18 protein-coding genes are annotated in these 17,416 nt (G+C 43.8%); 13 read left to right on the forward strand and 5 right to left on the reverse strand.

What is annotated here, in order from left to right:
- Nucleotides 1-120: 120 nt before the first annotated feature.
- Nucleotides 121-1,131, reverse strand: a complete 1,011-nt coding sequence (locus ACLI1A_RS04265; RefSeq protein ID WP_411406430.1) for an SdiA-regulated domain-containing protein — start codon at nucleotides 1,129-1,131, stop codon at nucleotides 121-123.
- 294 nt (nucleotides 1,132-1,425) lie between these two features.
- Between ACLI1A_RS04265 and ACLI1A_RS04270 the strand changes: the two genes are divergently transcribed.
- The gene (locus ACLI1A_RS04270) at nucleotides 1,426-2,034 is read left to right on the forward strand and encodes a superoxide dismutase (protein ID WP_411406432.1); all 609 of its coding nucleotides are present in this window, start codon (nucleotides 1,426-1,428) and stop codon (nucleotides 2,032-2,034) included.
- Nucleotides 2,035-2,459: 425 nt separating this feature from the next.
- Nucleotides 2,460-2,816: a TfoX/Sxy family protein gene (locus ACLI1A_RS04275; RefSeq protein WP_411406434.1), complete on the forward strand. Its 357-nt coding sequence runs from the start codon at nucleotides 2,460-2,462 to the stop codon at nucleotides 2,814-2,816.
- 102 nt (nucleotides 2,817-2,918) lie between these two features.
- On the opposite strand, the gene leuS is transcribed toward ACLI1A_RS04275, so the two are convergent.
- On the reverse strand, nucleotides 2,919-5,831 hold the full coding sequence (gene leuS / locus ACLI1A_RS04280; RefSeq protein WP_411406436.1) for a leucine--tRNA ligase: 2,913 nt from the start codon (nucleotides 5,829-5,831) through the stop codon (nucleotides 2,919-2,921).
- Nucleotides 5,832-6,132: 301 nt separating this feature from the next.
- Here leuS and ACLI1A_RS04285 point away from each other — a divergent pair, with 301 nt between their 5' ends.
- The 6 genes from ACLI1A_RS04285 to ACLI1A_RS04310 all read left to right on the forward strand — a co-directional run bounded on the left by ACLI1A_RS04285 (nucleotide 6,133) and on the right by ACLI1A_RS04310 (nucleotide 10,014).
- Complete coding sequence (locus ACLI1A_RS04285; protein ID WP_411406438.1) at nucleotides 6,133-7,005, forward strand: cell division protein FtsX; 873 nt, start codon at nucleotides 6,133-6,135, stop codon at nucleotides 7,003-7,005.
- Between the two features lie 134 nt (nucleotides 7,006-7,139).
- Nucleotides 7,140-7,424: a DUF3098 domain-containing protein gene (locus ACLI1A_RS04290; protein ID WP_411406440.1), complete on the forward strand. Its 285-nt coding sequence runs from the start codon at nucleotides 7,140-7,142 to the stop codon at nucleotides 7,422-7,424.
- A 3-nt stretch (nucleotides 7,425-7,427) separates the two neighbouring features.
- Entirely contained in the window at nucleotides 7,428-8,240 is an 813-nt protein-coding gene (locus ACLI1A_RS04295; protein ID WP_411406442.1) for an undecaprenyl-diphosphate phosphatase, read from the forward strand.
- Nucleotides 8,241-8,246: 6 nt separating this feature from the next.
- Nucleotides 8,247-8,948 carry a tRNA pseudouridine(55) synthase TruB gene (truB, locus tag ACLI1A_RS04300; RefSeq protein WP_411406444.1) on the forward strand — a complete coding sequence of 234 codons (702 nt, stop codon included), beginning with the start codon at nucleotides 8,247-8,249 and terminating at the stop codon, nucleotides 8,946-8,948.
- A gap of 45 nt (nucleotides 8,949-8,993) precedes the next feature.
- The gene (locus ACLI1A_RS04305) at nucleotides 8,994-9,368 is read left to right on the forward strand and encodes a hypothetical protein (protein WP_411406446.1); all 375 of its coding nucleotides are present in this window, start codon (nucleotides 8,994-8,996) and stop codon (nucleotides 9,366-9,368) included.
- 13 nt (nucleotides 9,369-9,381) lie between these two features.
- A complete protein-coding gene (locus tag ACLI1A_RS04310; RefSeq protein WP_411406448.1) occupies nucleotides 9,382-10,014 on the forward strand; it encodes a YiiX/YebB-like N1pC/P60 family cysteine hydrolase in 633 nt (210 codons plus the stop codon).
- Nucleotides 10,015-10,032: 18 nt separating this feature from the next.
- Here the strand turns inward: ACLI1A_RS04310 and aat are convergent, their stop codons facing one another.
- Nucleotides 10,033-10,668, reverse strand: a complete 636-nt coding sequence (aat, locus tag ACLI1A_RS04315) for a leucyl/phenylalanyl-tRNA--protein transferase (protein ID WP_411406451.1) — start codon at nucleotides 10,666-10,668, stop codon at nucleotides 10,033-10,035.
- A gap of 302 nt (nucleotides 10,669-10,970) precedes the next feature.
- On the opposite strand from aat, the gene ACLI1A_RS04320 reads away from it, so the two are divergent.
- Nucleotides 10,971-11,510 (forward strand): hypothetical protein, encoded by a 540-nt coding sequence (locus ACLI1A_RS04320; RefSeq protein ID WP_411406453.1) that lies wholly within the window; start codon nucleotides 10,971-10,973, stop codon nucleotides 11,508-11,510.
- Nucleotides 11,511-11,790: 280 nt separating this feature from the next.
- On the opposite strand, the gene ahcY is transcribed toward ACLI1A_RS04320, so the two are convergent.
- The gene (gene ahcY / locus ACLI1A_RS04325; RefSeq protein WP_411406455.1) at nucleotides 11,791-13,107 is read right to left on the reverse strand and encodes an adenosylhomocysteinase; all 1,317 of its coding nucleotides are present in this window, start codon (nucleotides 13,105-13,107) and stop codon (nucleotides 11,791-11,793) included.
- An 86-nt stretch (nucleotides 13,108-13,193) separates the two neighbouring features.
- Here ahcY and ACLI1A_RS04330 point away from each other — a divergent pair, with 86 nt between their 5' ends.
- The 4 genes from ACLI1A_RS04330 (at nucleotide 13,194) to arfB (ending at nucleotide 16,758) form a co-directional block, all read left to right on the forward strand.
- Nucleotides 13,194-13,826, forward strand: a complete 633-nt coding sequence (locus ACLI1A_RS04330; protein ID WP_411406457.1) for a 4'-phosphopantetheinyl transferase family protein — start codon at nucleotides 13,194-13,196, stop codon at nucleotides 13,824-13,826.
- Between the two features lie 66 nt (nucleotides 13,827-13,892).
- Nucleotides 13,893-14,468, forward strand: a complete 576-nt coding sequence (gene pnuC / locus ACLI1A_RS04335) for a nicotinamide riboside transporter PnuC (protein ID WP_411406459.1) — start codon at nucleotides 13,893-13,895, stop codon at nucleotides 14,466-14,468.
- Nucleotides 14,438-16,345: a DUF4301 family protein gene (locus ACLI1A_RS04340; RefSeq protein ID WP_411406461.1), complete on the forward strand. Its 1,908-nt coding sequence runs from the start codon at nucleotides 14,438-14,440 to the stop codon at nucleotides 16,343-16,345. Before pnuC ends, ACLI1A_RS04340 begins: the two co-directional genes overlap by 31 nt.
- 11 nt (nucleotides 16,346-16,356) lie before the next feature.
- Nucleotides 16,357-16,758 (forward strand): alternative ribosome rescue aminoacyl-tRNA hydrolase ArfB, encoded by a 402-nt coding sequence (gene arfB, locus ACLI1A_RS04345; RefSeq protein ID WP_411406463.1) that lies wholly within the window; start codon nucleotides 16,357-16,359, stop codon nucleotides 16,756-16,758.
- 335 nt (nucleotides 16,759-17,093) lie between these two features.
- Here arfB and ACLI1A_RS04350 read toward each other — a convergent pair.
- Nucleotides 17,094-17,416: hypothetical protein (locus ACLI1A_RS04350; RefSeq protein WP_411406465.1), on the reverse strand; the 323-nt coding region annotated here is incomplete at its 5' end.

Genomic DNA, 17,416 nt, shown 5'->3' on the forward strand with positions numbered 1-17,416 from the left:
ATGCGGGGTGGCATTGCGCATTTTGTACCTAAAAACGACAGCGCAACATTGTATAGTAAACTCTAAAACAACAAAACCCCGGTCTCTCAACCGGGGTTCATTATTTTATATAAAAACGTATTACGGCAGGTTAAATACCGATACTGTTTGCTCTTTGTAGGATTGATAGCTTGGCTGGTCGCTGCCGGCTTTGTCTGAGCAAATAACAATTTGCGTGTCGGTAATAAACGATACGCCCTCTACATTACCGTATAGCTGTAGCGTTCCGGCACCTATTACACCGCTTGAACTACCCAGAGGGAACGTATATGCTGTACCGCCTGTTATGCTCCATGAAGTACTGCTTAGTTGCCCTACCCACAGCTGTCCGTCTTCCTGAGATGTTATGGCTACCTTACCTGAGGCCGATATGGCAAGGTCTGAATAATCAGTAAATGTTACCGACGATGGCAGGGTAATTTCGGTAACCAGGTTCCAGCTTGAGGTGCCTTTTAGCAACACCGCTATTTTCCCCGTGCCCTCTACTAGGCCCAGCAGGTAGTTGTTGCCGTCGCGCGATACCCATGCCAGTCCTTCAAAACCTTTGTTGCTGTTAGCCGAACTAAAGCTGTAGTCGGCCCAGTCCCTGCTTTGGTAGGTCATGCTATCATCGAGCTTACTTATGCGCGGCTGGTACACACTGCCGTTTTTTACGGTTTCTTCTACTACATAAAAATGTGGTGTACCGTTTGCCTCATAGGTTATACCCTCGTAGTTAGAACTCCCCGAACCCGGCGCGCCTGTACTCAGTAGCGAGTTGCTTGAGCTGTTTATGGGTAGTGTGCTTTTTATCTTGGCTATTTTCTGGGTATTGTCGCAGGCTACATAAAAATAACCGTTAAGGTACTGCACGCCGCTGCCTTCAAAAACGTCTGAGCTGTCGTAGCCCGGTAGCAGTTTGTAAATTTTGGCTTCCGCTACAGGGGCAGAAAGCACGGTGGCTGAGGTGATTTTTTGTGTAGTGCCGTTAACTTCCGTTTGTGTGGTGGTGGCCTGGTTTGTGGTTTCGGTAGTATCAGTGTCGTTTGTACTACATGATGCCAGTAGCGTAGCTGTAATGGCTAATGCGGCAATAAGTTTGTTGTTTTTCATTTATGTTTTTTTGTAATGGTGTGAAACACAAATGTATTTTTCCGCAACGGTTTGTGTGTTAACAGGGGTTTACATCATTATTAATAAAAAACGATTGGTGTAGCGGTTTTGTTTTTAAATTGGGAAGATTGCTAACAAAGTGCTGCTGTTTCTGTCAAAAAGTTAATAACCGCACTTGCAAATGTGATTTTATTATTCTGCCTGCTAAATATTTACAAATTGTTATTTTTTGTAAAGGCTAAAATTCCTAAATTTGGTATTAATTTTAATACTAATTATAAAACCACGATAATCATGGCATTCGAATTACCGAAACTACCTTATGCATACGACGCATTGGAACCGCACATTGATGCCCGTACGATGGAAATCCACCATACAAAGCACCACAATGCTTATACTACAAACCTTAACAATGCAATTGCAGGTACAGATCTTGAAGGTAAAACCATAGAAAACATCCTTATTAACCTTGATATGACCAATGCTGCCGTGCGCAACAACGGTGGCGGTTTTTACAACCACAACCTGTTTTGGACTATCCTTTCACCAAAAGGCGGAGGCGAGCCTACAGGCGAACTTGAGGCTGCTATAGAAAAGTCATTCGGTTCGTTTGAAGAGTTTAAGGCTAAGTTTGCCAAGGCTGCTGCTACGCAGTTTGGTTCAGGCTGGGCTTGGCTTTGTGTACACCCTGGCGGTAAGCTTGAGGTGTGTGGTACGCCAAACCAGGACAACCCACTAATGCCTGAAGTAGGCTGTGGCGGTACACCTATCCTTGGTCTTGACGTGTGGGAGCACGCGTACTACCTGAACTACCAAAACCGCAGGCCTGATTATATTGAAGCTTTCTTCAGTGTAATTAACTGGGAAGAAGTAGCAAGGCGCTACGCTAACGAAAAATAATTTTTTCTTTGATTTTAGATAGAGGAACGGGCGCTGAAAGGTGCCCGTTTTTTTTCTTCCATTTCGATCGCAGCGTAGCGGAGTGGAGAAATTTCAAGATTTGTAGCATGCCGGGAGGTGTCGTTTTTTTGTTTTTCCTGTTGCGGATGTTATACCACAGAGGCACGCAGAGGGAGCGCAGAGATACACGGAGTTTTAAAAGAGTAACTAAGGTGGCGCCTTAGGCGCGAGTTCGCAAAGCTGTACGAAATTATTCGCTTTGCTCTGTGTGCTCTATACCGAAGGTAAATCTTTTTCTTTGCGTATCTCTGCGCTCCCTCTGTGCATCTCTGAGTTACTTTCAACACCACATTAAATGTAAAATTCCTATCTTCGTTCATCCGGCTTTCTTAATACTTAATACCTACTACTTAATACATTAAAAAATGCCCTACAATGAACACACCATACAGCGCATACGCGAAATACTACAGCAAAAGGGAGCCAACTTCTACGAGAAAGCCATGTTTGGCGGTATCTGCTTTATGGTAGACGACAAAATGCTGTGCGCCTGTAAAATTGAAAAATCTACCAAAGCCGACCGCCTGATGTGCCGCCTTAGCCCCGAAGATTACGAAAAAGTAATAGGGGAGGAGGGGGTAACTCCTATGGACTTTACCGGCAAAAAGATGAAAGGCTATGTATATGTAGGAGAAGATGCCTTTGCTTCCGCGCGCGACCTGAACCGTTTTATACAACTGTGCCTGGATTACAATCCGTTTGCTAAGGCAAGTAAGAAATAGGAATTGCAAATACTAAAAAAGCCTGCCTTAATTGCTGTGGTAAACAACAACTAAAGCAGGCTTTTGCTATGTATGTGTAAGTGTCCCGCTGTAGGCGGATACTTATGCTACTACGTTTATAATACGTCCCGGCACCACTATGATTTTCTTAGGTGCGTTACCGTTAAGGTATTCGCTGGTACGGGCATCGGCAAGTACTGCGGCTTCTATGTCGGCTACCGGCATATCCAGCGGGAATTCCAGCTTAAAGCGGGTTTTACCGTTAAACGACACCGGGTATTCCTTGCTGCTTTCTACCAGGTACTCAGGGTTGAATTTAGGGAACGCTACCGTGCTGATGCTGGTTCTGTGGCCCAGTTGGTGCCAAAGCTCCTCGGCAATGTGCGGCGCGTACGGCGAAATCAGTACCGCGAGCGGCTCCAGTATAAGGCGTTCGTGGCAGTTCATGGCAAGAAGCTCGTTAACGGCAATCATAAACGAACTCACCGAGGTGTTAAACGAGAAGTTCTCTATGTCTTCCTGAACCTTTTTAATGGTTTTATGCAGCGTTTTGTACGCTTCCTTGCTCGGCGGATTAGCGGTTACCACCATGCCATTGTCGTCAAAGTACAGTTTCCATAGTTTTTTAAGGAAACCACTTACCCCTGTAATGCCGGCAGTATTCCACGGCTTGGCTTGCTCCAATGGCCCCAGGAACATTTCGTATAAACGAAGGGTATCGGCACCGTAGTCTTCGCAGATGTTATCCGGCGTAACCACATTGTATTTTGACTTCGACATTTTTTCGACTTCGCGGCCTACTATGTATTTACCGTTTTCGTTTAGGATAAACTCGGCATCTTTATAGTCTTGATTCAATGGGTGATTACGGAAACCTTCTACATCAAGTTCATCTGAAGCGTTTACAAGGTTTACATCGGCGTGGATTGATTGTACCAAAGCATCGGTATCTGCAAGGCTTTTATATTCTTCTTTAGAAATGAAGATGTTTTTGTCTCCTTCACGTTTTAGGAATACAAAAGCACTCGTACCCAATATCATCCCCTGGTTAATCAGCTTCTTAAATGGTTCTTCCTGGTTGATAAAACCACGATCTTTAAGGAACTTATTCCAGAAACGGCTATACAATAAGTGACCCGTAGCATGCTCGCTACCGCCTATATATAAGTCAACATTCTGCCAGTAGGCCTCTGCTTTGTCTGATATAAATTCATCGTCATTAAACGGATCCATATAGCGCAGCCAGTACCATGAACTACCTGCCCATCCCGGCATGGTGTTTAGTTCCAGTGCAAATACGGCTACGTTGTCTATCTTATCAGTGCTTACTACGGTGTTAGTTGTAGTGTCCCAAGCCCACTCGGTAGCGTTACCCAGTGGTGGCTGTCCGTCTTCGGTTGGAAGGTATTTTTCTACCTCCGGCAGGCGGATAGGCAGGTGCTCGGTAGCTATCATCTTCGGTAACCCGTTTACGTAGTATACCGGGAACGGCTCACCCCAATACCTCTGGCGGCTAAACACAGCATCGCGCAGGCGGTAGTTGGTTTTGCCTTTGCCTTGTCCCATTTCCTCAAGGGCGGCTATGGCTTCTTTGGTTGCTTCCTTGTAGTTAAGCCCGTTCAGGAAGTCAGACGCTATCAGCTTCACGTTGTCTTTGCTGGTAAACGCCTCCTCAGATATATCGGCACCGTCAAAAATATTGTGAATTTCTATGCCAAAGTGCTTGGCAAAATCATAGTCGCGCTGGTCGCCCGCAGGTACCGCCATAACGGCGCCTGTACCGTAACCGGCAAGTACGTAGTCGCCTATCCATATCTGTACAGGCTCTTTGGTAAACGGATGCTCGGCATACGCCCCTGTAAATACCCCCGATATGGTTTTTACATCGGCCATACGGTCGCGCTCACTGCGTTTTGCAGTAGCTTCTACATACGCCTTTACGGCAGCTTTTTGTGCCGGGGTGGTTATTTTGGCTACTAGGTCGTGCTCAGGAGCCAGGGTCATAAACGAAACGCCAAAAATAGTATCAGGGCGTGTGGTAAATACCTCTATGTAGGTGTCTTTTTCAAGCGGGCTTGTAAGGTCGGTAATAAACTCAGCTAAGTCGTTACCCTCTGCACTCACTTCATCCGCTTGCATTACACGGAATTTAACCGATGCACCCACTGATTTTCCTATCCAGTTGCGCTGGCTTTCCTTAAGCGATTCTGTCCAGTCTATGGTTTCAAGACCTTGTAGCAACCTTTCGGCATACGCCGAAATGCGCATACTCCACTGGGTCATCTTTTTACGGATAACCGGGTGGCCACCGCGCTCGCTTACGCCGTTTACAATTTCGTCGTTAGCCAGTACCGTACCCAGTGCAGGGCACCAGTTTACCTCAGTTTCCGCAAGGAAGGTAAGGCGGTATTTTAGCAGCATACGCTCCTGTTCGTCGGCGCTCCAGGCGTTCCATTCTTCGGCGGTAAAAGCCGGTATATTATCATCGGCAGCAGCATTAACGCCTGCATTGCCGTTTTGTTCAAAATGCTGTACCAGCGTGCAGATGCTTTCTGCCTTATCGCTGTTGTAGTTGTACCACGAGTTAAATAGCTGTATAAAAATCCACTGTGTCCACTTGTAGTACTCAGGGTTGCTGGTGCGCACTTCCCTGTCCCAGTCAAACGAAAAACCTATTTTATCCAGCTGCTCGCGGTAGCGGTTTATGTTGGTTTCGGTAGTTACGGCAGGGTGCTGCCCGGTTTGTATGGCATACTGCTCTGCCGGAAGGCCAAAGCTATCGTACCCCTGCGGGTGCAGTACATTAAAGCCCTGGTGGCGTTTGTAGCGGGCATAGATATCGCTGGCTATGTAGCCCAGCGGGTGGCCTACGTGCAGCCCCGCACCACTTGGGTAAGGAAACATGTCCAGTACGTAGTACTTGGGTTTGTCTGATATGTTTTCGGCACGGAAGGTACCGTCTTCTGCCCAGAATTTCTGCCAGCGGGCCTCAATTTCTCTGTGGTTGTATTTCATTTTAGCTACTTAGTTACTAAGCCTCTGAGCTACTGAGCAGCTTAGAGGCTAAGCGGCTTAGAAGCTTAGAAGCTTTTTCCGAGCCACAAATTTAGTGTTTTTTTTGAGAAAGCACCTGAGCCAGTTGGCCGCTTAGCCACTTGGCAATTTTGTCGTGGAAAATACGTTGTGTTACATAGTAACAGGGTTGGTAATTCATTGACTAATGAGGCTAAAAAAACTAAGAAGCTAAGAAACTCAGCGGCTCAGCGGCTTTTTAAAAATTACTTTCTTATTTTTACGCCTAAATTCCAGGATAACTATGGCATCATCTTTTGAAAAGTTCCAGAGGCGCAGGATAATATCGTCATATTTCTCTGTGGTACTGTGTATTTTCATAGTGCTTACCCTGCTGGGGGCACTTGGCCTTTTTGTAATTAATACCGATAAAATTTCGGGCTACGTTAAGGAGAATATCCCTATGGTGGTGTATTTTAAGCGTGAGGCAAACGATACCGTTACCCAGGCTTTTGGCGAACGCCTTAAAAACAGCGGGTATATTAAAGACTATAAATACGTAAGCAAGGAAGATGCCGTAAAAAACAGTCCCGACCTTATGGAAGGCTCTGAGTTCCTGGAAGGTGAAAACCCGCTGCTGGATAACTACGAAATTCACCTGAAAAGCGCTTATGTAGATAAGAAGCATATTAAGGATATAGAAATAGAGCTGCGCAACGACCCTTACGTGGGCGATGTAAGCTATGATAATGTACTGGTAGATAAGGCTAACGAAAACATTAATGCCATATCGTACTGGATACTGGTAATAAGCGGCGTACTGGCTGTGGTAGCCATGCTGCTTATAAACAGCGCGCTAAGGCTGAGTATTTATTCGCACCGCTTTACTATTAAGACGATGCAGCTGGTGGGTGCTACAAAAACATTCATCCGCCGCCCGTATATATGGAAAGGCATACAACTGGGGCTGCTGGGGTCGTTTTTCAGTATGATTGCGGTAACCTGCCTGGCCTACTGGCTGGATGGCGTATTCCCGGAACTGCACCTGTGGGCCGACTGGATTCCTACCGCCATAGTGCTGTCGGGTGTGCTGGCTACGGGAATAATAATTGCCGCCATAAGCACGTTCTTTGCCACGCAGAGGTTCCTGAACCTGAGGACGGACGATCTTTATTAAGGTCTGTTTTAAATTTTGAATGATGAATTTTAAATTATTTGGAGAAAGACTTCCAAATAAGAAGTAATAAAGAAATGATATGTGTTTGAGTGTTTCCGATGCAAAACCTTAAACCTTAAACTTTAAACTAAAAAATGGAAAACAACCCTTTGAAAACCGAATTCCTTTTTGAAAAGGTAAACTACAAGATATTATTTATAGGGCTTGCCGTAGTGGCGCTGGGCTACCTGCTTATGAGTGGCGGTGGCAGTACCGATCCTAAGGTTTTTAGCGAAGATATATTTAATTTCAGGAGGATACGCCTGGCGCCTACCGTGGTGCTTATAGGGTATGGTATTACTATTTATGCCATCCTTAAAAACCCAAAGAAGGGCACTGAAACGTTTCCTGAAGACCAACCGATAAAAACAAAAAAATAGCACATGGATTTATTACAAGCCATTGTTCTTGCCATTATTGAGGGGCTTACCGAGTATTTGCCTATTTCGTCTACCGCGCACATGATTTTTGCCAGTTCGGCATACGGTATTCAGGATGATGCTTTTGTAAAACTGTTCCAGACAGCCATACAGTTTGGGGCCATACTTGCCGTGGTGGTGCTGTACTGGAGGAAGTTTTTTGACCTTAGCCGCCTTAATTTTTATATAAAGCTGGTTTGTGCAGTAATCCCTGCCCTTGTACTGGGTAAGATTTTTGACGATATGATAGACGATGTGCTGGGCAAACCCATTCCTATAGCCATAGTGCTTATAGTGGGTGGCGTAGTGCTGCTGTTCATCGATAAGTTTTTCCACAGCCCAGAGATTGTAAGGGAAGAAGACATTACTATAAAGAAAGCCGTTACTATAGGCTTTTGGCAATGCCTTGCCATGATGCCGGGTACCAGCCGTGCCGCAGCCTCTATTATAGGCGGTATGCAGCAAAAGCTAACTCGCGAGGTGGCTGCTGAGTTCTCGTTCTTTTTGGCGGTGCCTACTATGGCTGCTGTAACCGTGTACTCTATAGTGCTTAAAAAGTATGATGTAGGCGGAGCAGAGGTAAAAGGCTACGAAATGCTTATGGAGGGCGACAACATGAAACTGTTCCTGCTGGGTAATGTAATTGCCTTTGTGGTGGCCATTATAGCCATTAAGGGTTTTATAGGAGTTATTAAAAAATACGGGTTTAAACCCTGGGGTATTTACCGTATTGTAGCCGGCGTTTTACTGCTGGTGTATTTTACTTATTTTAAATAATTATCATTGGCTTCACCAGAAGAATTTACCGAAGGCAAAGTACTGCTTATAGACAAGCCGCTTACTTGGAGTTCGTTCCAGGCGGTTAACAAAGTGAAGTGGGCGCTAAAAAAGCACCTGGGCCTTAAAAAGCTGAAAGTGGGCCATGCCGGTACACTCGATCCGCTGGCTACAGGGCTGCTTATTATCTGCACCGGAAAGTTTACAAAACGTATACCCGAACTTCAGGGGATGGTGAAGGAATACACCGGCACGTTCCACATAGGGGCTACTACGCCGAGTTATGACCTGGAAACAGAGATAAACGAAATTTTTCCTACAGAACATATTACTGAGGAGTTGCTACAGCAAACCCTGCAACAGTTTTTGGGCGAAATAGACCAGAAACCACCGGTGTTTTCGGCCATAAAAAAAGACGGCAAGCGCCTGTACGAACACGCTCGTAAAGGCGAGGAGGTAGAAATAGAAGCCCGTAAAACCACCATATACGAGTTTGAACTGACACGCATAGCCCTGCCCGAAGTAGATTTTAGGGTGGTGTGCAGCAAGGGTACCTACATCCGTTCGTTGGCGTATGATTATGGCGTGGCACTAAATAGCGGTGCCCACCTTACAGCACTTCGCCGTACCAAAATAGGCGAGTTTGATGTGGTAAACGCGGTTTCTCCTAACGATTTTGAAGACTCGCTTACTCCAAAATCTGAGTAATATAAAATTTCATAGTTTTGTAAATTATCAGGGATAAACCACACTATGAAAACAATTGACCTATATTCGAAACATTATTTAGGAGAATTAGAAACTACAATAATCGAGAAAGATAGTTCCGACGAAATAATTTTTGAGTTGAGGTTGTGTTATGGAGATTTTGGAAATATTATTAATTGGATTCCTTATAACGAAGAAGCTAATCCTAAAAGTGTAGTCTATCTATTTAATACTGATTTTAGTTGGGGCCGGGATTTTACCGAAATATTAAGTCTCTCAGAATTTTACGACCAGTTAATCACAGCAACTAATTTGGTTCCATCCCATCCCTTAGATTTGCCCGCTTTAGATTCGTTGAAAGAAATGTGTTTATCAGCGTTACATAACGGAAATAAGTTATTTATAAAACTAAGCCACTAAGTTTTAAACCGAAATGAGAATATTTACCCTTATACTTTTTATAGCCTGCTCATCATTGTATGCGCAAAATATTGTTGTAAAAGACCTAAAAGACGGCGACTTCATTTTCCAGGATATGGACTGCGGCCCACTGTGCGATGCCATAGAAGCCGTAACCGAAGGCTACAACGGCGCCGACTTCAGCCACATGGGTATGGTATTCCACCGGAATGACACGCTGTATGTGGTAGAGGCTGCCGGTAGTGCCGTGCGCCTTACCCCGCTTGCTAAATTTGCCAAAAACACCACCAAGCCCATGCTGGTGGCACGCCTTAAAAAGAAATTTGCCAAACTAATACCGTCTGCGCTTGATTTTTCGTTAAAGCAGCTGGGCGTTCCCTATGACGACGAATACATTTACGACAACGGAGCCTACTACTGCTCTGAGTTGATATACGATGCCTTTAAGCACGCTAATGGCGGCAAGCCCTTTTTTAAGCTTACTCCCATGACGTACAAGCAGCCCGATACCGACGAGTATTTTGCTGCATGGGTAGAATATTATAAAAAGCTGGATATGCCCATACCCGAAGGATTGCCGGGCTGTAATCCGGGTGGTTTATCGCGTAGTAATAAACTACAGGTGCTGGGTGTGCTGAATTTATAAAAACCGTTTATTTCCACCTCAGGAAATAAGCAAGTCCATATAATCTTTACGTAGAATTTCCCGGGCGCCCAGGCTCTCCAGGTGGTCGTTGTGTACCTGGCAGTCCAGTATGCGGTAGTTTTCGCGTTGCAGTTTTTTGGCCAGGGCTATAAAGGCTATTTTGCTGGCATTGCTTACTGTACTAAACATGCTTTCGCCACAAAATATATGCCCCAGGTCTATGCCATACAGGCCGCCTACAAGTTCGCCATCCTGCCATACCTCTACTGATTTTGCATAGCCCATTTCGTGCAGTTTTATGTAAGCCGCTTTCATTTCGGGGGTTATCCAGGTTCCGGTTTGCCCGTCGCGTTTTATGCTGCGGCAGTTGCTTATTACCTGCTCAAAGGCGGTATTCCAGGTTACGGTAAACATGCGGCGGTTAATCACGTTGCGCATGCTTTTAGAAATCTTCAGTTCCGGAAAAAAAAGCACCATACGCTCGGGCGGTGCCCACCACAGTATAGGTTCATCATCATCAAACCACGGAAAAATACCGCTGCGGTAGGCCAGCATTATCCGTTCGGGGCTAAGGTCACCTCCTATGGCTATAATGCCCTCAGGAGAAGTGTAGTGCACCGGCGGAAAATACAGCTCGCGTGATAAAAAATACATAGTTTTTAGTTTGATGTGTTACAAAATTAACTTTTTTCAATTTACTGCAAAAAAAGAGGCGGTTCAATATTAAATTTAACTTAAATAGCCTTGTGGTTGTTACTACAATACCTTTGTAATACTGTACCTTTGCAGCGTGAAAGCGATTCGCTTTTATCATCTATTTTTTCATTAAGCAAGCAGCCCCGCCGTAAGGTGGGGCTGTATGTTTATAGGATTTTTTTTGCTAAATATGTTGCAGGTTAATATTTTTTTATATTTTTGACGCAACAACCATTTTTATCAACCAACATTTTTTTACCATGAAAATCTTTTTGAGGATTATTGGGGTTATTACACTCCTTGTCGCTTTATTGTTTACAAGTGTAGCTATAGTGCTAAGCTACAAAGATGCTGAAGAAGCGGCAAAACTGCAACCGGAACGTGAGGCTGCTGTAAAACAGATTGAAACCATGAAAGAAATTGAAAAAGGACTTTCGGGTGTTACAAAAGCAGAAGCGACTGCAAAAATTGAAGACATGCAAAAAGCTGTAGATGAAGTACCCAGCCCGGGACTTTTAAACGGTTTAATGTGTATGTTTGTAGTACTGGGGCTTCTTACCTTGGTAGCGGCTGTTTGTATGTTTATACCAAGGCTGAAGATGGCTACAATACTATTGGCTGGTGTAGCGTTAATTTCCATAATTGCCTATACGATTTCGCCCAGCCTGCATGATGGTATTTATTCCTCGAAGATGAATAATCCTACTGCGGCACTTGTGGCAGGTGTCCCTTCAATATTTGTGGCCCTGTTTAACTTTATTATTGCAAAAATATCTGCAAAAAGGGCAGCACTTGCATAGTAAAATAAGTATTTGTTAAGGAATATTTATTAATGCACTAAAAATAACACTGTCCCTGTAAAACAGGGCCGAGATATTCCTTAACGGAAACAAAAAAATACCTACATGTAGGTATTTTTTAAGCCTTACTTTCGCTGTACTTTTGAGGTAGTAAACCTTTTGTTTTCAAAGCATCTTGAACAGTGTTAGAAAACTTCGTAAGCATTAGTGATAGTTTTGGCTTAAATAACAAGCCCCGCTCTGAAAAGAGCGGGGCTTGTTTGTTATAAAACCTTTATAATTAGTAACGGTAGTACTCTGGTTTGTACGGGCCTTGTACTTCTACGCCTATGTAGGCAGCCTGGCCTTCGGTAAGGGTTTCAAGCTCTACACCCAGTTTAGCAAGGTGAAGCGAAGCCACTTTTTCGTCAAGATGCTTAGGCAGCATGTATACTTTGTTTTCGTAAGCAGCGCTGTTGTTCCAGAGCTCAAGCTGTGCAAGGGTTTGGTTTGTAAACGAGTTACTCATTACAAAGCTTGGGTGGCCTGTAGCACAACCAAGGTTTACAAGACGGCCTTCGGCAAGGATGATAATGTCTTTACCGTTTACAGTGTACTTGTCTACCTGTGGTTTAATTTCTATTTTAGAAGCGCCATGGTTAGTGTTAAGCCAAGCCATGTCAATTTCGTTATCAAAGTGACCGATGTTACATACAACAGTCTTGTCTTTCATTTGCTCAAAATGACGGCCTACAACAATATCTTTGTTACCAGTAGTGGTAATAATAATGTCGGCGTTGCCTATTACGGTATCCAGTTTCTTAACCTCATAACCGTCCATTGCAGCCTGTAGTGCACATATTGGGTCAATTTCGGTAACGGTAACTATAGAACCCGCACCACGGAATGATGCAGCAGTACCTTTACCTACGTCGCCATAACCACAAACTACAACACGCTTACCGGCAAGCATAAGGTCGGTAGCACGGCGTACCGCGTCTACAGCACTTTCTTTACAGCCGTATTTGTTGTCAAATTTAGATTTGGTTACAGAGTCGTTTACGTTAATGGCAGGCATTACAAGCGTGCCGTTTTTCATCCTTTCATAAAGGCGGTGTACACCTGTAGTGGTTTCTTCGCTAAGGCCTTTAATACCGGCAGCAAGCTCAGGGAAACGGTCAAATACCATATTGGTAAGGTCGCCACCATCATCAAGAATCATGTTTAGCGGCTGGCGCTCTTCACCAAACCAAAGGGTTTGTTCTATACACCAGTCAAATTCTTCTTCGTTCATACCTTTCCATGCATAAACCGATATACCTGCAGCAGCAATAGCAGCAGCAGCGTGGTCTTGCGTAGAAAATATGTTGCATGAGCTCCAGGTAACTTCTGCACCCAGGGCTACAAGCGTTTCTATAAGCACAGCGGTTTGTATGGTCATGTGCAGGCATCCGGCTATGCGGGCACCTTTTAGTGGTTGGCTTGGGCCATATTCGGCGCGCAGTGCCATAAGACCAGGCATTTCGGCTTCAGCCAGTTGTATCTCTTTCCTTCCCCATTCCGCAAGCGAAATATCCTTTACTTTGTATGCCACATACGGCAGCGTTGTTGTACTCATTCCTAATTACGTATATTTGTATTAGCAAAAAATTTTTGCAAAGATACTAAACAGGAAAATTAATTCCGAACCTCAACCAATAATAAATGCCTTTATATAAATCGCTTACCGTAAATGCCGATACCCAGCTGCTGGTGTGGAAGAATACCGAAAGCCTTGAAGAGCTGCAGGCTGCCACGCAGTTAAGGGAAGTATGTGCCGCCCGCCTTGCCGGAATGAAGAGTGAACAGCACAAAAAAGGTTTCCTGGGAGTACGAATGTTGCTTCAGCACATAGGGTATACCGACTTTGACCTGTTTTATGATGAAAACGGTAAGCCACACCTTAAGGACGGTAAAAACATATCTATTACCCACTCATATGCGTACAGCGCTATAATAGTAAGCAGCAGGCAAATAGGTATAGATATGGAAATGCTGCGCCCTAAGGTGGTACGTATTGCAGATAAGTTTGTGGAAAGCGAATTCAGTTTTCTTGATGCAAATGATGAGCAAGATTACCTGCGCCGGCTTATTGTAATATGGGGAGTAAAGGAAGCGGTGTATAAAATGATATCGCGCCCCGGTATGAGTTTTAAGCAAAATATTGATGTTCTTCCGTTTACGTTAATTGATGGGGGAGGGCAAACTGCCTATAGTTTTGAAGGAGTTTCGGCGCAGGTGCCGTTCTTTTTTATGGAGCTGGAGGGCTTTGCATTAGTATATTGTTTAGGGCTATAATTTAACTTTTGTTTAATGTTTGAGGTTTTCGACTTTTTATTCAGGCAATATAAAGACTATACATTTGTGCAGATTCTGTTAGAGTCTGTTGCAGTAATATTAGGAATAGCCAGTGTTATTTTTAGTTGTTTCAATAGTAAATGGCTTTACCCAACCGGCCTTGCCAGTACTGTAATTTATATTTATTTATTATTTAATTGGGAGCTTTACGGCGATCTCATTATCAATTTGTATTACTTTTATATGAGTATTTACGGATGGGTTTTGTGGACAAAACGATATAAGAATAGCAATGAAATTCTAAAAATCACAAAAAGTTCTCATAAAGATTATGTAAAATCGTTATATATTTTCATTTTTTCTATTATATTTGTTGCGGGGATTTATATTGCATTTGACAAGTTTGACCGATGGTGGGCGTATGCCGACATCATCATGACCGGGCTGCTTTTTGTGGGGACATGGCAGCTTGCGAAGCGCAAACTTGAAAACTGGCTTTTTCTTATTGCCGGAGATGTTATAGCAATTCCGCTCATCTATCTTAAGGGGTACACCCTTACAAGTATTTTGAATGTAGTTTTAACTGTAATTGCCATTTTTGGCTTTCTAGCATGGAAGAAAATTTTACACGCCAAAAAGTAGACACGCTAAACATTACGGTCTATGCCGAGCAGGAAAGCAAGCCCACGGCTGCACTGCTTAACAAACAATCTTTTGCGCAGGAAAAAGATAACCGCCGCCTTAACTTTAAGGCTAAGGATATAAGTACTGTAAACAACCCGAAACCAAGCGACCTGGCTATTGTTATTGCGCCCGAAGAAAATAAGGCTGCAAATGAACTTGCCACTAAGCTGCTAAACAACCAAAACCTGAGATTGCGCATTGTTACAGGGTACGACAACGTGTATGAAAAGGTTTCGGAAATAGCAAAGGAGCTGGAAAAAGCACTGGAACTGGGACTGGAAATCACCGATTTTATGCAAATATACCGTAGGGGTATTAGCATGGATAAGGTGCAACACCAACTATCTATTTTTACTAACGGTATAGCCAAGATAAACCTGGACAGGCCGGCAGTAATAGGCGATGGTATAACCCTGCTGCAAAAAGAGGAAGCACAATCGTTAGCCGAATTTTTTGATACTAAGAAAGATAATTACAAGCTGAAAAAGTTTGTACCGGCATCGGGTGCGGCTACCCGTATGTTTAAGTTCCTGCACGATTTTATGAGTGGGTACGATCCGGCCAAAGAAACCATAAACAGCTACGTAAACCGGGTAAAAGACAACTCGCTTCCGGTATTTTTACTGGGGCTGGAGCGTTTTCCGTTTTATAAGGAAATTGCGGCCGAAGCAGAAAAGCACATCAGTTGTCCGGATATGGAGAACGAAAACCTGCGTGAAGATGCCCGCCATTATAGTTTTATAAAAACCATGATGAGCGAAGAGCATTTTGACTATGCTAATAAGCCAAAGGGTATATTGCCGTTTCATATGTATAACGAGTGCAGGGCTACGCCTGTATACGAGCACCTGCGTGAGGCTGTGGCCTATGCAAACTCTAAGGGCGAAACACACGTACACTTTACCATATCTGAGGCGCACCTTAACGGTTTCCTGGATGCTATAAACGATGCCCGTAAAAAGGTAGAGACAGATTCGGGGGTTAAAATTCACTTTAACTTTACCTATCAGCACAAAGAAACCGATACCCTTGCGGTAGGGCTGGATAACAGGCCGTTTAGGGAAGAAAAAACCAAACTGCTGTTCCGTCCGGGCGGACACGGCGCGCTGATAGAAAACCTGAACAGGCTGGATGCCGATGTGGTGTTTATAAAAAACATAGACAACGTAAGGCATACCAAAATGGAAACCATAGCCACATACAAAAAGGCACTGGGCGGAATTTTGGTGAAGCTGCAGGAAAAGATATTTAAATACCTTGAGGATATAGACAACGGTACCATTACCGAAGCACAGCTTGATGAAATTATCAACTTTGCTGAGCAGGAACTGTTGCTGGATATATCTCCTGATTTTGATAAGTTTACCCTTGAAAACAAATACCTGTACGTAAAAGAGCAACTAAACAGGCCTATACGCGTGTGTGGTATGGTAAAAAACGAAGGCGAGCCGGGTGGCGGGCCATTCTGGGTAAAGGGTAAGCGCGGCAGGCTTTCGCTGCAAATAGTAGAAAGCTCGCAGATAGACATGGATAACAAAATCCAGGGTCACATATTTAGTCAAAGCACGCACTTTAACCCGGTAGATCTGGTGTGCGGCGTTAAGGACTATAAAGGAAATAAATTTGACCTGCGCCAGTATGTAGACGATAACACCGGATTTATTGTGCAGAAAAACCGCATGGGCAAAGAAGTAAAATCATACGAACTGCCGGGACTGTGGAACGGGGCTATGGCAGGATGGGTAACGGTGTTTGTAGAGGTGCCGCTTAAAACCTTTAACCCTGTAAAAACTGTAAACGACCTCCTGAAACCGGCCCACCAGAAACCGGTGTAACAGAAAATGTTTTGGACACAGATAAGATACTTGCTGAATTAGAGTATAAAGCGGTACGCAGCAGCGGAGCAGGAGGGCAAAATGTAAACAAGGTATCCAGTAAAGTGGTGCTGAGTTTTCGTCCGGCCACATCGGCTGCGCTAACCGATGAAGAAAAGCTGCTGGTAGCTGCCCGACTGGCAAACCGCATTAATGCCGAAGGCCAGCTGGTGCTGCACTGCGATGAAGACCGCAGCCAGCTGCGCAACAAAGAGCTTGTTACCCGCCGTTTTATGCAACTTATGGCGGTGGCCATAAAACCCGAAATACCCCGAAAGGCTACAAGGGTGCCGCGTGCGGTAATGCAAAAACGCCGCGATAACAAAGCGCGAAACAGCGAAAAAAAACAATCGCGTCGCAGGCCTGATTTTTAGAGCCTGCCCACAAAAATAGAGAGCTGCCCAAACGGGCAGCTCTTGTTGTTTATAATCGGTTCATTACCGATAGCATACCCAGCACCCAAATGAGATACGATAGCTATCGGGAGATATTGTGGCCAACAAGTTTATGACTGGCATACACAACCATCAGTGGCGCAACGCACCTGTTGGCTTTGTGGCTGTTGGGGCATTATACAACAAAGACAACCTTAAGGTTGCCTTTGTTATTAAATCTAACATTTCGGTATTGTATATATTTCAGGTTATTAAAGTGTTATTTTTTAAAAGCACCTAATCTAAAACATTACCCACTTGGGGATATTATCATACTATTCAAATATAAATCCTAAATTTCCTCCTTCAATTTTTTTGTAGAAAAGTAATTTATTATCATACATATACAAAGTATCAACATCAATGTTGGGGACTTGTCCATATTTATCAAAATTACTTAAATATGTACGTCCATCAAATATTGTCTTTGATTCCCTATTTTCGCTGTTTAAAAAATTACAATTACGGCTATTTTGAATTGGAATAAATATTGTTGGGGGAAACACACAACTATCATTTTTACAAGCAATATTTTTTAAAACAATCATATTATCAATTTTTCTGTATGTCGTAATTATTTTTACCCTTTTATATAAGG

The sequence above is a fragment of the Flavobacterium sp. RHBU_3 genome (assembly GCF_046613565.1).
Lineage (GTDB): Bacteria > Bacteroidota > Bacteroidia > Flavobacteriales > Flavobacteriaceae > Flavobacterium.